This is a genomic window from Halomonas citrativorans (genome assembly GCF_014898005.1).
Taxonomy (GTDB): domain Bacteria; phylum Pseudomonadota; class Gammaproteobacteria; order Pseudomonadales; family Halomonadaceae; genus Vreelandella; species Vreelandella citrativorans.
In genome coordinates this window covers 74,634-88,394 of record NZ_JABUYX010000010.1, presented here as the reverse complement: position 1 = coordinate 88,394, position 13,761 = coordinate 74,634, and the positions used below count along the sequence as shown (strand labels likewise).

Here is a 13,761-nt window from a genome sequence, read left to right as displayed (position 1 = left end):
AGTCATCCTGAGGCACCACCCTCAGGAATAGCGCCTGTTAAGGCGCTGCGCGCCATGCCTGGCGCACCATAAAAAAACCGGGCAACATGACGTTGCCCGGTGATTGGGCAGGAAGACCTTTAGAAATCGCCTAAACCTGTGGATAGCCCTTGAAATAGTCTTTGGAATAGCCCTTGAAATAGCCTTGGGCGTACAAACCCAGGCGCTCCATTAATGATGAAAACGTTCAGCGGCTTCCTGAGCCAATTTGCGAATGCCTTCCCAATCTTCGGCTTCAACCAACTTGGCGGGCGTGAGCCAGGAGCCACCTACGCACATGACGTTGGGCAGTGACAGGTAGGATGCCGCATTCTCGACCGTGATGCCGCCCGTGGGGCAAAATTTCGCGCCAGGGATCGGGGCACCAAAGGCCTTGAGTGCTTTAACGCCACCGCTGGACTCCGCCGGGAAGAACTTGAAGCGGCGATAACCGAACTGCCAGCCGGTCATCAGCTCTGATATGGTCGAAACACCCGGCAGCATGGGTACTGAGCTTTCGATACCGTAACGATAAAGTGCCTCGGTCGTGCCCGGCGTTACGACAAAATCAGCACCTACTTCTTCGGCCTGGCGATATTGAGCAGGGGTGAGTACGGTACCCACACCAATGCTTGCTCCGGGTAACGCTTCACGCATGCGCTTAATGGCTTCCAACGCACAGTCGGTACGCAGGGTGACTTCGAGAACTGTTAAACCGCCCTCTACCAGGGCCTTTCCAAGCGGCACGGCATCTTCAAGGCGATCAATAGTGATCACCGGAATCACTTCCGCTTTAAGGCAAATGCTGTCAAGTTCAGCGGTGCGCGTTGAAGGTAACTGTTTATCTATCGACATCGTAAGTCTCCGGAAATCTATTATTAATTGATTGTTAAGGTGCCCAGTAAATAGCCAAGGGGCATGACAAAAAGGCACGTATTGGCAGTTGCCGCACATCATCGCCGTTCAAGGCATTGGCCAGTACGGCACGCTTATCGTCACCGGTAATATGTAAAATATGCCGATGTGCCTGGTGTAGCCGGGACGCTGAAAAGGTAATCCGCGGCTGTGGTTGACTAGGGGTTCTCACCGCCACCAACGGCTCATCAGTAGAAAGCGCTAACCCGAGTTCCTGGCTATCCGGGAACAGCGAGGCTGTATGGCCATCCCCCCCCATACCAAGTATCACCACGCTGGCTGGCCAGCTAAGCGATGCGGTCTGTTCGGCTACCGCCGCGACGCCCTCTTCTGGCGTTGAAGCTTCTGCGGTTAGCGGCACAAAACGCGCCGCGGCGGCAGCGCCTTGCAGCAGGTTTTCACGCACCAGCCTGGCGTTGCTGTCGCTGCTTTGTTCATCCACCCAGCGCTCATCCGCCAAGGTGATATCGATACGCGACCAGGCTAGCGGCTTGGCGGCCAAGGCTTTAAAAAAAGGTACCGGGGTCGTGCCACCGGACACGACCAGAAGCACGCGCTCCTGGCGGTCTAGATCTTCACTCAAGGCCTGCGCGACCGCTTCAGCTAGCTGTTCCGCCAGCTTTTGACGTTGTTGGCTCATGTTAATAATCCTCGTACCAGCTGCGGCCATCCTGGGTAATCATCGCAATGGAGGCAACCGGCCCCCAGGAGCCCGCCGGATAGCGCCTCGGTGGGGTTTCACGACTCTGCCAACCGGCAATTAACTGATCGCACCAGCGCCAAGCGTGCTCCACCTCATCACGGCGTACAAACAGATACTGTTGGCCTTTCATGACTTCAAGCAAGAGGCGCTCATAAGCATCGGGAATACGTGATTTAGGGAAGGCACTATTAAAATCAAGATGTAAGGGCCCTGGGCGCAAACGCATGCCTTTATCCAGGCCACTGTCTTTGGTAAGTACTTGTAGGGCAATTCCCTCTTCCGGCTGAAGGCGAATAATTAACTTGTTAGAAGCAATATCGCGCTGGTCCGGATCAAAGATATAGTGCGGCTGCTGGCGGAAATGGATCACAATTTGCGACAGCTTTTCGGGCATCCGCTTACCGGTGCGAAGATAAAAAGGCACACCCGCCCAACGCCAGTTAGACACCTCGGTTTTCATCGCAACAAAGGTTTCCGTCTGGCTCTGGGTATTAGCGCCCTCTTCCTCCAGGTAACCAGGCACCGCTTGGCCATCGCTGGTGCCGGCAATATATTGCCCGCGTACCACATCGCGCCCTAGCGCCTCCCCTGTAAAAGGTTTCAGCGCTTTCAACACTTTTACCTTTTCATCACGAATGGCATCCGCATCCAGGTTAGAGGGTGGGTCCATGGCGATCAGACATAACAGCTGCAGCAGGTGGTTCTGCACCATGTCACGCAGTTGGCCGGCATCATCAAAATAGCCCCAACGCCCCTCAATACCGACCTTTTCGGCCACGGTAATCTCAACGTGGGAAATATGATTCTGGTTCCACTGAGTGCCGAAGAGCGGATTGGCAAAGCGCAGCGCAATCAGGTTCTGAACCGTTTCTTTACCCAAGTAGTGGTCAATGCGGTATACCCGTGACTCAGGAAATACAGCACCAATGGCATTGTTGATCTGTTCAGACGATGCCAGATCGTAGCCAATCGGTTTTTCAACAACGACGCGGGAGTCTTCGTCCAGACTTCCACTGGCCTGAAGATGGTGACAAATATCGCCATAAATACGAGCGGCAACAGAAAGGTACACCACCATCGGTTGTTTTGAGCCTTCTCGCCATTCGCGAATGGCTTCAAAGCCCTCTACTGTTGAAAAATCGAGCTGACGATAATCCAGACGATTTAGAAAGCGCTCAAAGCTTGAGTCCTCTAGTTCGCTGCTTTTGAGCCGTTTACGCAATGCGCCGCCAACCAGTTGCCTGAACGACGCCACATCATGCTCCTGACGCGCCAGCCCCATAATGCGGGTGCTTTCGGGCATCAGACCTTCACGGTCAAGATGATATAAAGCAGGAAACAGCTTGCGCATGGCGAGGTCGCCCAACGCCCCGAAAAGCGCTAGATCAATGGCATGGTCACGTTCACCTAATGGGGCGCCTGGGGAGGCATATGACTGGCTCATCTCTGCTCCTATTTATTATCCACGACCATCTACGTGGTTAGATTACCTAAAATCTATCTAAAAAAAGGCATCATGCGCAATATTTAATGTAATTTTACTACAATAAAATATTTTTGGAGCGGTTCGACGCGCTTTTATTTCGCTATAAACACACTCTACGTGCTTGATAGCACCTGCCGCTACCACTGGATACCCCCACTGATGCCGCCACCATAGGAAGAATGACCTCCATAGCTGGGGCACTTATGCGCTGGCTCGCTTGCCAGCCATAGGCCTCTTAGTGCGGCATGACTGAAGGATGCAATCAGCGCTGCGCCTAGTGCGGTACGCGTGAAATGATGAGTGGTCATTTTCAGTCTCCTTGAGGATTATTATCAACCGCCGTAAATAGTGGCTGTATAGGGGATACACGCGAGGAGACGTTTTGAATGCAGTCCTGTTAAAAAAAGATTCTTTTTATTAAAAATAAAGGCCGAAAATAAATTTTCGGCCTTTAAATCAAACATTAACAGCGCACTTCAAAAATAACTATTTTGCGGTTGCCTGCATCGCAATGGCGGTATCCAGCATACGGTTGGAGAAACCCCACTCGTTGTCGTACCACGCCATTACTTTCACCAAACGGCCATTCACACGAGTGTGATTGGCATCAAACGTTGATGAATGCGCGTCATGGTTAAAGTCAATGGATACCAGCGGTTGAGCATTGACAGCCAGTACGCTCGAATTGGCAGCGGCCTTTTCGAGGATCTGGTTGATCTCTTCCTTGCTGGTATCGCGCCCTGCGTTAAAGGTTAGATCCACCAACGACACGTTAATCACCGGTACGCGCACGGCCAGCCCATCCAGCTTACCTTCCAGCTCAGGCAGCACCAAACCCACCGCAGCGGCGGCTCCGGTTTTGGTCGGGATCATGGAGTGAGTGGCGCTGCGTGCGCGGTACGGGTCGGTATGATAAACATCCGAAAGATTCTGGTCATTGGTATAAGCGTGAACGGTCGTCATCAGGCCGTTTTCGATACCTATGGTGTCGTTCAGCGCTTTGGCGACAGGTGCCAGGCAGTTAGTCGTGCAAGATGCATTAGAGACAACCTTATGCTCAGCAGTCAGCACGTCATCATTAACACCGAAAACAATCGTTGCATCCGCATCCGGGCTGGGTGCCGAAATCAGTACTCGTTTAGCGCCCGCTTCCAAATGCTTGGCAGCAGCTTCTCGCTTGGTAAATAGCCCCGTGCACTCCATGACCAAATCGATATTCATGGATGCCCAAGGGAGGCTGGCAGGATCGCGCTCGGAAGAGATCGCAATGCGGTCGCCGTCAACGCTGATACTTTCTGCGTCGTGCTCTACAGTGAAGGGGAAATGCCCATGCACCGTATCGTGGCGTAGTAAATGCGAATTTAGCGAAGGATCGCCAAGGTCATTAATCGCCACTACCTGAATTTTGTCACGGTAATCGTTTTCATACAGGGCGCGTAAGACGTTACGGCCGATCCGTCCAAACCCATTAATAGCAACTCTGATCGTCATGCTGACACCTCATGCTCGGTGGTGGATGGCTTCATTCAAGTAAAAAAATTACCAAAAAGACACGTAAAAGCGTTTTAAAAAGAACAAAATCGCTTACAACGCTGCTTTGCTGGCTATCGAATAACCTATTTGTAGTAAAATTACTATATTATCACTATGGTCGTCTACACTTCACGCCGACAATTAAGCAGTCACCTTGCAGTCTGACAACACTGGTTTTTTGCTTTTTTTTAATATTTAAGGAGAGCCTGCTCATGAGCCTATCGAATTCACCTTTGCCGCTTCGCCGTACCAAAATTGTTGCCACACTAGGCCCTGCCAGCGACCAGCCAGGTATTCTTGAGGCGATGATCACGGCAGGCGTCGATGTCGTTCGACTTAACTTCTCCCACGGTTCTGCCGATGATCATCGCCGACGCCTACAGGATGTTCGCGATATCGCCCAGCGCTTAGGTAAATGTGTTGCTGCACTAGGCGATTTACAAGGTCCTAAAATTCGCATCGCGCGTTTTGCTGAAGGCCCTATTCATTTATCAGTAGGCGAAGCGTTTATTCTAGACATGGCGCTGGATACCAATGCGGGCAACAGTGAACGCGTTGGTTGTGACTACCCATCACTTATTGATGATGTAGCCCCCGGCGACCGGCTGCTGCTGGATGACGGCCGCGTTGTCCTGGATGTGACCTCCATTGCGGGCCAGGAAATACACACGAGTGTTCATGTGGGTGGCAAGCTCTCCAACAACAAGGGCATCAACAAACAGGGCGGTGGCCTTTCTGCTCCCGCCTTAACCGACAAAGACAAGGCCGATTTAAAAACGGCAGTGGAAATCGGCGTGGATTATCTGGCGGTCTCCTTTCCGCGTTCAGCAGACGATATGCGGGAAGCACGCGCACTGCTGGGCGAAGAAGGCAAAGAGATTGGCCTAGTCGCCAAGCTGGAGCGTGCCGAGGCAGTGGCAGATGATGAAACGCTGGACGGCATCATTATTGCCTCTGAAGCCGTTATGGTGGCGCGTGGCGACCTGGGTGTAGAAATTGGCGATGAAGCACTCATAGGCACCCAAAAGCGCATCATCAAACATGCCCGCTCGCTTAACCGCGCCGTGATTACCGCCACCCAAATGATGGAGTCGATGATCGAATCCCCGCTGCCCACACGCGCCGAGGTGTTCGATGTGGCCAATGCGGTGCTGGATGCGACCGACGCCGTTATGCTTTCAGCAGAAACGGCAGCCGGTGAATTTCCGGTAGAAACCGTTGAAGCCATGGACCGTGTTTGCTTAGGCGCCGAGCGCGAGCGGCTGGCACAGTCGTCTGGCCACCGCATGCATGAAGGCTTTGAGCGCATGGATGAAACCATCGCCCTTTCGGCCATGTACGCCGCGAACCATTTAACCGGCGTTAGCGCGATTGCCTGCATGACCTCCACCGGTTACACACCGCTGATTGCCTCGCGCATTCGTTCTGGCCTGCCAATTGTTGGCCTGGCGCATAGTCCCGTCGCCCAGCGCCGCATGGCACTTTACCGTGGCGTGGTATCGCTCCCCTTCAACACCACCCAGATGGAGCCCACTGAAGTAAACCAGCAGGCGCTGAAATTGCTTAAAGCCTATGGCCTAGCACGCCCGGGTGGGCATATTATTCTGACTCGCGGCGATCATATGAACGCTCATGGCGGCACCAACACCATGAAGATTATCGCTATTGAGCAGGAAACATCAGGAGAATAAACAATGAACGATGCCCGACCGCCTCGCCAAGCGCTACGTACCTTACCCGCTCAAAAGCGTATTGCGCTTATCGCCCACGATGGCAAAAAGAGTGAACTACTGGAGTGGGCGGAACGCTGGCAGGAGACGCTGCGCCAGCATCACTTAATGGGTACGGGCACCACCGCAGGCCGGTTAACTCAACAACTGGGCTTGACCGTTGAAGGATTAATGAGCGGGCCACTAGGCGGCGACCAGCAGATAGGCGCACGCATCGCCGAGCAAAAGCTCGATATATTGGTGTTCTTCTGGGACCCGTTTGCTCCACAGCCCCACGACCCCGATGTTAAAGCGCTGCTACGCCTTGCCACGCTGTGGAATGTACCTGTCGCCAACAACGCAGCCAGTGCGGACTTCCTGCTCTCATCGCCCTATCTAAGTGAGCGCTACGATATGTCGATACCCGATGCTAACGCCTGGGCCAGCGCCAGGGTTTAACTTAAGGATTTAGCGCCCTTACCCACGCTGAAAAAGATGCCGCTTAACGACCTGCTGCCCGACGCCCCCCTGGCCTCGGGCAGTTTTTAGCGCACTGTTAAGCGTCAATTCTGCTATCCGATCATAATCCTGGTGCACCGAATTAATCGGCTGAGGCAAAAAATCCAGCAGGCGGTGATCACCAAAAGTGGCAAGCCGGATATGCCTGGAAAGCCCTCCACGTTCTAAAAACGCATCTAAAACGCCCTCCATCAAGGTATACGATGCGGTCACCAGTGCATCCAGCCCCTTGGGCTCGCTAATCAGCTGTTGGGCAAGTTCCATCGCCTCACTACGCTCGTAGCGCTCAGCGCTCAAATACACTTCCTCGATATCGCGATCTTTTAACGCGGCCTCAAAACCGGCCCGGCGCTCACGACTAATAGACAACTCAGGCATGGCATCAAGCCAGGCAACTCGCCGCGTATCCTGGTTAAGTACCGAGAGCGTTAAACGCTCAGCGGCATCGTGATCATCACTAACAACACTGGAAAAGTAGTGGCTATCCAGCCCTCGGTCCATGCCCACCACGGCCCAGCCGTCGTTAACCAATTCCCTATAAAATGGGTCAACGTCGGCCAGGCAGCTGGCAGTAATCAGTACTTCACAGCGCTGAGCACGCAGGGCAAGCGCCAGGGCGCGCTCACTTTCGGCACAGTCATCCGAGCTTACAATCAGCAGCCGATATCCTTGCTCGCGCGCACCACGCTCCAAGCGCTTCGCCAAGCGTGCATAGCTGATGTTTTCAAGGTCAGGCACGATTAAACCAATCAGCCGACTGGCACCTCGGCGCAGCGCCGCCGCCTGTGGATCAATCTGATATTGATGCTCACGAACAACGCTCATGACCTTTTCAATCGTGGCGGCACTGATACGACGCTGTTCAGCCTGCCCATTAATGACATAACTGGCCGTGGTGCGTGAAACACCTGCAAGCCGCGCAATATCGGCTAATGTCATGTTTTTTCTCCTTATAAGCCTGCAAAGTGTAACAGCGCCTTGACGAGACCCCCACCAAAGTCTAAAAACACACCCCTTGCGCCTTTAGCTGAATCGTTTCAGCATTATCATCATAGACGGTAGGCATCGATCAATACCGTTACTCGGCATTTGTGTCCTTTACGTCGCCGTCGAGCCGTTACCGGACTCGTCCTTACAGGAGAATTGCATGCTCACACTCGGTCCTAATGACATCTTGCTTGACCGCCACGCCAACAATTGGCAAGCGGCGCTGGATGAGGCCGCCCGGGTACTGGCTGACGCGGGGCTGGTTGATCCTGCCTATCGCGAGGGCCTGCATGCCCGTGAGGCGCAGTCATCTACCTATCTGGGTAATGCTATCGCCATTCCCCACGGCACGCCCGAAAGCCGCCAGCATGTTAAGCGGACTGGCGTTCGAGTACTGCAATTTCCAGAAGGCATCGAATGGCACGATGGCAACCGCGTCTATGTACTGGTGACGATTGCCGCACAAAATGATGAACATTTGGATATTTTGCGCGCCCTAACGCACGTACTGGACCGTGACGGCGTTGCTGAAGCGCTTGCCGCAGCCCGCTCCACCGAGGACGTCGCTCGCCTGCTGTCTAAATCTGCCCCCGCGCCCAAGCTGGATAGCGACACGCTTTGCCTGCAGTTTCCCGCACAGAGTGTTCAGGAACTGGCCCTGGCAGCGGCCGCCCGCTTACGCCAAAGTGGCTGCGTAGATAACCACTTTATTGCCGATATTGCGGCGAAACCGCCGGTTTGGCTGGGCGACGGTTTTTGGCTTGCCAGCAGCGCCAGCGGCGTCCAACAGCCTGCGCTGGGCGTGGCGACACCGGTCGAAGCACGCATGGAAGAGAACGGCCATGCTGTTCACGGCCTGTTTTGCCTGGCAGCACAGGGAAGCGCGCACACCTCCCTGTTGGAGCAACTTCAGAAGGTGCTCGAAAACACCCCAAGCCACGCGTTACTAAAGGCCGATGCCGCCCAGGTGCTGGCTCAGCTTGCAGGTGAAACGGCCAATACGCATACCCAGCGCGTGCGGGTATTAAATCCCCACGGCCTGCACGCCCGCCCGGCTAAACAGTTGGTGCAGGTAGCTCGAGCACAGGCCGTTGCGATTAACGTTCGCCTGGAAGAAGGCAGCCCCGCCAGCGTTTCCGCAGCGAGCCTGACCAAAGTCATCGGTTTGGGTGCACGCCGTGGCCAGTGGCTGGTGCTTTCTGGCGAAGGCAGCGAAGCACCACAGGCACTGGCCAACGTCGCGAATGCAATTGAAGGCGGTTTGGGTGAAAAGGTAGCGCCTTTTGACAGTGGCCGAGAGCAGCTGGCGACCCACCCTGCTCACGAGGAAACCGTTAAGCCTTTGACAGCCGATACACCGCATACGGCGATTGCGGCCTCCCCCGGGCTTGCGATTGCGCCGGTGTTTGTTATTCGCCCTCAGCACTTTGATTACCCGGAACAGGCTGACAATCCCGACCGCGAACTGACCCGGCTGCACAATGCCATCCAGGAGGGCATTGCCCAGCTGGAAGCCCTGGTGCGCAATGCGCCGGGTGGCGAAGTGGCCGACATTCTCTCCATGCATGAAGAGATGCTGGATGACCCCGAGCTGCACCGCGCCGCCGAAGATGCCATTCGTGAAGGCCGTTCAGCCGAGGCGGCCTGGTGGGAAGCGATTGAAACCGCCGCCCACGCACAGGAAATGCTCGCCGACCGCCTGCTTGCCGAGCGTGCCGCCGACCTGCGTGATGTGGGTCGCCGCGTGCTGAGTGTTTTGTGCGACACCCAACTTCCCGAGCCACCCAACCACCCCTACATTCTGGTGATGGACGATATCGGTCCTTCCGACGTAGCGCGCCTGGATACCTCCCGTGTGCGCGGTCTTTTGACCGAACGTGGCGGCGCCACTGCCCACAGCGCTATTTTGGCCCGTGCACTGGGCATACCCGCGGTGGTAGGCGCGGGCAAAGCGGTAATGGTCTTAGCCAATGCCAGCATGATGATTCTTGATGGTGAACATGGCCGCCTCATTCCTTCGCCTTCTGAGCAGCGCTTACGCCGCGCCGAGCAGCAGTTGCTTGATTTACAGGCCCGCGAAGCCGATGCCTGGGAACGCCGTTATGAACGCGCCCAAACCCGCGATGGCCACTACGTGGAGGTGGCTGCTAACCTGGGCAACACCGCTCATGCAGAAGATGCGGTTGAACGTGGTGCCGAGGGCGTTGGCCTGCTGCGCACTGAGTTCCTGTTTATGGCCCACTCAAGCGCACCCGACCTTGCCACGCAAACCGCCGAGTATCGGCAGGCCATCGACGCCCTGAATGGCCGCCCGTTAGTAGCGCGTACCCTGGATGTGGGTGGCGACAAGCCTCTGCCCTACTGGCCAGTCCCCCAGGAAGACAACCCGTTTTTGGGTCTGCGTGGCATTCGCCTGGCGTTAACCGAGCCCGACGTACTCGAAACCCAACTGCGCGCGCTACTCATGGCAGCCGCCCCGGTAGCGGGTTCAGAAGAGACGTCCAGACCGCTGCGGATTATGCTGCCAATGGTCAAGGACGTGGCTGAATTTCGCGCCGCCAAAGCCATTTTTGACCGTTTGCTTGCGGAAATTCCCGCGGATGAGCGCGCAAGCGACGTGCAGCTAGGCGTGATGATTGAGATTCCCTCCAGCGCATTGCTGGCGCCAACGCTTGCCGCCGAGGTGGACTTCTTCTCGGTTGGCACCAACGATTTAACCCAGTACACGCTGGCGATTGACCGCGGTCATCCAGAGCTCTCTGCCCAGGCAGATGGCCTGCACCCGGCGGTTCTGCGTTTGATCCAGATGACCGTTGACGCCGCTCATGCCCAAGGTAAATGGGTCGGCGTTTGCGGTGAACTAGCCTCGGATACGGCGGCTATTCCCGTATTGGTTGGGTTAGGCGTTGATGAGCTTTCAGTTAGCGCCCGGCAAATTCCGCTGGTGAAAGCTCGCCTGCGTGAGTTCGATCTGGCCGATGCCCAAGCCAGTGCGCAACTGGCCCTAAGCCAGGCGACCAGCGCCGCTGTGCGCGACGCGCTGGAGGCACACTAATGGCCCGGGTTATTACCGTTACGCTCAACCCAGCGCTGGATTTGGCGTTTGATCTTGAAGAGTTAACGCTGGGCATGGTTAACCGTCCCAGGAACGCGCAACTGGAAGCCGCGGGCAAAGGCGTTAACGTTGCACGAGTGCTGGCCTCGCTGGGCCATCACGTGGTAGTGAGCGGATTTCTCGGGCGCGATAACGATGGCCCCTTCCAACGGGCGTTTACCCAGCTGGGCGTTACGGATGCCTTTGTCCGCGTGCCGGGGGAAACCCGTATTAATGCCAAGCTGGCGGAAAAAAGCGGCCGGGTGACCGACATTAACGGCCCCGGTATCGGCGTAGACGCCACGCAAGTCGCCGCCCTTCTAAACAGCATTAAACAGCAACTAAACGCTGAGCCTGTCGATGCCATTCTTGTGGCAGGTAGCCTGCCCCCTGGCTTAAGCCTGACAAGCTTTGCCACGCTGCTAACGGAACTAAAAGCCACCGGCGTGCCGTTATGGGTGGATACCAGTGGCGAAGCCCTGCTGTGCGCGATTGAGGTAGCCCCCGAAGCCGTTAAACCCAATGAATTGGAACTTGCCCACTGGGCCGGTGAGGCACTGGATGATCACGCCAAGCGAGTAAGCGCCACCTGCCGCCTTTATCAGGCAGGTATTGGCCAAGCGCTACTTTCTGCCGGGGCCGACGGCGTTATTTGGGTAAACGCCAAGGGCACCTGGCAGTCAACGCCGCCCCGCGTTCAGGCAGCCAATACCGTGGGTGCCGGCGATACCTTTGTGGCTGGCATGCTCCACGGCGTGCTCAGCCAGCAAAGTGACGAAGAAACACTGCGTTTTGCCACGGCGCTTTCCGCCGAATCTGTTCGCCATGTTGGCGTGGGCAATGCCCACGCGGACGACTTTGCCGTACTCCTACAACATACTCAGGTCCAGCGCCTGCACGCCAGCCGCACCGAGGGAACGTCACAATGAATATTATTCTAATTACAGCCTGCCCCAGCGGCATGGCAACGACTTTTTTGGCCGCCCGACGCCTTGAACAAGCCGCTCAGCGCTTGGGTTGGAAAGTGCATGTAGAAATGCACGGAGAACTGGCACCGGTCGAGGCCGCCACTGCCGAACAAATTGCCCATGCCGATTTAATTGTCGTGGCCGCCGAGCACGTACCCGCACCGGAGCGATTTGAAGGCAAACGCCTTTACCAGGCACCGATTGCTCAAGCACTGCCTGACCCGGACGCGTTTTTAACCACCGCTAAACGCGAAGCACCGTTGTATAGCGCCCTGGCGGCTACCTCTCAAACAAAAGCGCCAGCCGCTGCAGGCGGCCAAACCATTGTAGCCGTTACCGCCTGCCCCACCGGTGTTGCTCATACCTTTATGGCCGCAGAAGCGCTGGCTGAGGCGGGCAACGCCATGGGCCACTCCATACGTGTGGAAACCCAGGGCTCAGTCGGCGCCCAAGACAAGCTAACGGAAGACGAAATCGCCGCCGCCAACGTTGTCATTCTGGCCTGCGATATTGAAGTTGATCCAACGCGTTTTTCCGGTAAACGCGTGTACCGCACCTCGACCGGTACGGCGCTTAAAAAATCCCAGGCAACGATTGAAAACGCCTTGGCCCAGGCCAGTGTGGAAAGTGCAGGCACGGCTAATACGGCTTCAAATGAAAGCAAAAGCCTGAAAGAGAAAGGCGTGTATAAACACCTGCTCACCGGCGTGTCGTTTATGCTGCCCATGGTAGTGGCGGGCGGGCTGCTGATCGCCCTGTCGTTTATGTTCGGCATCGAGGCGTTCGAGCAGGAAGGCACCCTGGCCGCTGCGTTAATGCAGATTGGCGGCGGCACCGCGTTTGCGTTGATGATTCCGGTATTAGCAGGCTATATCGCTTACTCAATTGCCGACCGCCCAGGTATTGCGCCGGGTATGATTGGCGGCATGCTGGCGGCGGACATTGGCTCGGGGTTTATTGGCGGTATTCTGGCAGGCTTTCTAGCCGGTTACGTAGCCCTTGCAGTCACTCGCCATGTGAAGCTGCCTTCGAGCATCGAGTCACTTAAGCCCATCCTGATTATTCCGCTGATCGCGAGCCTTGTGACTGGCCTGGTCATGATTTACATCGTGGGCGAACCGGTTGCTGCGCTGCTTAATGCGTTAACCAACTTCCTCGCGTCGATGGACTCCACCAATGCTGTATTGCTGGGTATTTTGCTGGGCACCATGATGTGCTTTGACTTGGGCGGCCCGGTTAACAAGGCGGCCTACACCTTTGGTGTGGGCCTCTTGGCCTCAGGCACCTACGGCCCCATGGCCGCGATTATGGCGGCAGGCATGGTACCGGCCATTGGCATGGGTATCGCAAGCTTCGTGGCACGCAATAAGTTCTCCGAGCCGGAACGTGAAGCCGGCAAGGCTTCGTTCGTACTGGGGTTGTGCTTTATTAGTGAAGGCGCGATTCCGTTCGCGGCCAAAGATCCGCTGCGCGTTATTCCCGCTTGTATCGCTGGGGGCGCCGTTACGGGTGCACTTTCGATGCTGGTGGGTGCCCAATTAATGGCCCCGCACGGGGGTATTTTTGTCCTGCTGATTCCTAATGCAATCACCCCGCCACTGCTTTACTTGGGCGCCATTGTGGCAGGCTCACTCATCACTGGCCTGAGCTACGCCTTTATTAAACGCGGCGCCGCTCAAGTGGCCGTCGCCAGCTAAGTGTTAGCTCAACACGAGCAGGCGCAATGCCTGCTCGTGGTTAGCCCAGTATAAAAGCTGCTGACGTCATTGCTGTTTTATTACCTGTTTTATCGCCACGCTCAACCGATAGTTGCCCTTATCACTTTTTTA

11 protein-coding genes are annotated in these 13,761 nt (G+C 55.9%); 5 read left to right on the top strand and 6 right to left on the bottom strand.

Going from position 1 to position 13,761, the window contains the following annotated elements:
• Positions 1–210 precede the first annotated feature (210 nt).
• The 5 genes from INT20_RS11310 to gap all read right to left on the bottom strand — a co-directional run bounded on the left by INT20_RS11310 (position 211) and on the right by gap (position 4,613).
• On the bottom strand, positions 211–873 hold the full coding sequence (locus tag INT20_RS11310; protein ID WP_193055088.1) for a bifunctional 4-hydroxy-2-oxoglutarate aldolase/2-dehydro-3-deoxy-phosphogluconate aldolase: 663 nt from the start codon (positions 871–873) through the stop codon (positions 211–213).
• Between the two features lie 34 nt (positions 874–907).
• A complete protein-coding gene (gene pgl, locus INT20_RS11305; protein ID WP_193055089.1) occupies positions 908–1,573 on the bottom strand; it encodes a 6-phosphogluconolactonase in 666 nt (221 codons plus the stop codon).
• A gap of 1 nt (position 1,574) precedes the next feature.
• On the bottom strand, positions 1,575–3,080 hold the full coding sequence (zwf, locus tag INT20_RS11300; protein WP_193055090.1) for a glucose-6-phosphate dehydrogenase: 1,506 nt from the start codon (positions 3,078–3,080) through the stop codon (positions 1,575–1,577).
• Positions 3,081–3,259: 179 nt separating this feature from the next.
• On the bottom strand, positions 3,260–3,430 hold the full coding sequence (locus INT20_RS11295; RefSeq protein ID WP_172118284.1) for a hypothetical protein: 171 nt from the start codon (positions 3,428–3,430) through the stop codon (positions 3,260–3,262).
• 178 nt (positions 3,431–3,608) lie between these two features.
• Complete coding sequence (gap, locus tag INT20_RS11290) at positions 3,609–4,613, bottom strand: type I glyceraldehyde-3-phosphate dehydrogenase (protein WP_172118285.1); 1,005 nt, start codon at positions 4,611–4,613, stop codon at positions 3,609–3,611.
• A gap of 254 nt (positions 4,614–4,867) precedes the next feature.
• Between gap and pyk the strand changes: the two genes are divergently transcribed.
• Together pyk and INT20_RS11280 are read left to right on the top strand one after the other, a co-directional pair.
• Entirely contained in the window at positions 4,868–6,346 is a 1,479-nt protein-coding gene (gene pyk / locus INT20_RS11285; RefSeq protein WP_193055091.1) for a pyruvate kinase, read from the top strand.
• Positions 6,347–6,349: 3 nt separating this feature from the next.
• Positions 6,350–6,823 carry a methylglyoxal synthase gene (locus INT20_RS11280; protein ID WP_192527694.1) on the top strand — a complete coding sequence of 158 codons (474 nt, stop codon included), beginning with the start codon at positions 6,350–6,352 and terminating at the stop codon, positions 6,821–6,823.
• A gap of 18 nt (positions 6,824–6,841) precedes the next feature.
• On the opposite strand, the gene cra is transcribed toward INT20_RS11280, so the two are convergent.
• On the bottom strand, positions 6,842–7,822 hold the full coding sequence (gene cra / locus INT20_RS11275; protein ID WP_193055092.1) for a catabolite repressor/activator: 981 nt from the start codon (positions 7,820–7,822) through the stop codon (positions 6,842–6,844).
• A gap of 208 nt (positions 7,823–8,030) precedes the next feature.
• Here cra and ptsP point away from each other — a divergent pair, with 208 nt between their 5' ends.
• The 3 genes from ptsP to INT20_RS11260 are packed head-to-tail and all read left to right on the top strand — an operon-like array spanning position 8,031 to position 13,629.
• Positions 8,031–10,925 (top strand): phosphoenolpyruvate--protein phosphotransferase, encoded by a 2,895-nt coding sequence (gene ptsP / locus INT20_RS11270; protein WP_193055093.1) that lies wholly within the window; start codon positions 8,031–8,033, stop codon positions 10,923–10,925.
• Positions 10,925–11,893: a 1-phosphofructokinase gene (pfkB, locus tag INT20_RS11265; protein WP_193055094.1), complete on the top strand. Its 969-nt coding sequence runs from the start codon at positions 10,925–10,927 to the stop codon at positions 11,891–11,893. Before ptsP ends, pfkB begins: the two co-directional genes overlap by 1 nt.
• A complete protein-coding gene (locus tag INT20_RS11260) occupies positions 11,890–13,629 on the top strand; it encodes a PTS fructose-like transporter subunit IIB (RefSeq protein WP_193055095.1) in 1,740 nt (579 codons plus the stop codon). The genes pfkB and INT20_RS11260 overlap by 4 nt, the downstream gene beginning before the upstream one ends.
• Positions 13,630–13,761 lie beyond the last annotated feature (132 nt).

Bases quoted from the DNA above. Each gene is read 5' to 3' on its own strand.
- INT20_RS11310 (WP_193055088.1), bottom strand. From the start codon at position 873: ATGTCGATAGATAAACAGTTACCTTCAACGCGCACCGCTGAACTTGAC.
- pgl (WP_193055089.1), bottom strand. From the start codon at position 1,573: ATGAGCCAACAACGTCAAAAGCTGGCGGAACAGCTAGCTGAAGCGGTC.
- zwf (WP_193055090.1), bottom strand. From the start codon at position 3,080: ATGAGCCAGTCATATGCCTCCCCAGGCGCCCCATTAGGTGAACGTGAC.
- INT20_RS11295 (WP_172118284.1), bottom strand. From the start codon at position 3,430: ATGACCACTCATCATTTCACGCGTACCGCACTAGGCGCAGCGCTGATT.
- gap (WP_172118285.1), bottom strand. From the start codon at position 4,613: ATGACGATCAGAGTTGCTATTAATGGGTTTGGACGGATCGGCCGTAAC.
- pyk (WP_193055091.1), top strand. From the start codon at position 4,868: ATGAGCCTATCGAATTCACCTTTGCCGCTTCGCCGTACCAAAATTGTT.
- INT20_RS11280 (WP_192527694.1), top strand. From the start codon at position 6,350: ATGAACGATGCCCGACCGCCTCGCCAAGCGCTACGTACCTTACCCGCT.
- cra (WP_193055092.1), bottom strand. From the start codon at position 7,822: ATGACATTAGCCGATATTGCGCGGCTTGCAGGTGTTTCACGCACCACG.
- ptsP (WP_193055093.1), top strand. From the start codon at position 8,031: ATGCTCACACTCGGTCCTAATGACATCTTGCTTGACCGCCACGCCAAC.
- pfkB (WP_193055094.1), top strand. From the start codon at position 10,925: ATGGCCCGGGTTATTACCGTTACGCTCAACCCAGCGCTGGATTTGGCG.
- INT20_RS11260 (WP_193055095.1), top strand. From the start codon at position 11,890: ATGAATATTATTCTAATTACAGCCTGCCCCAGCGGCATGGCAACGACT.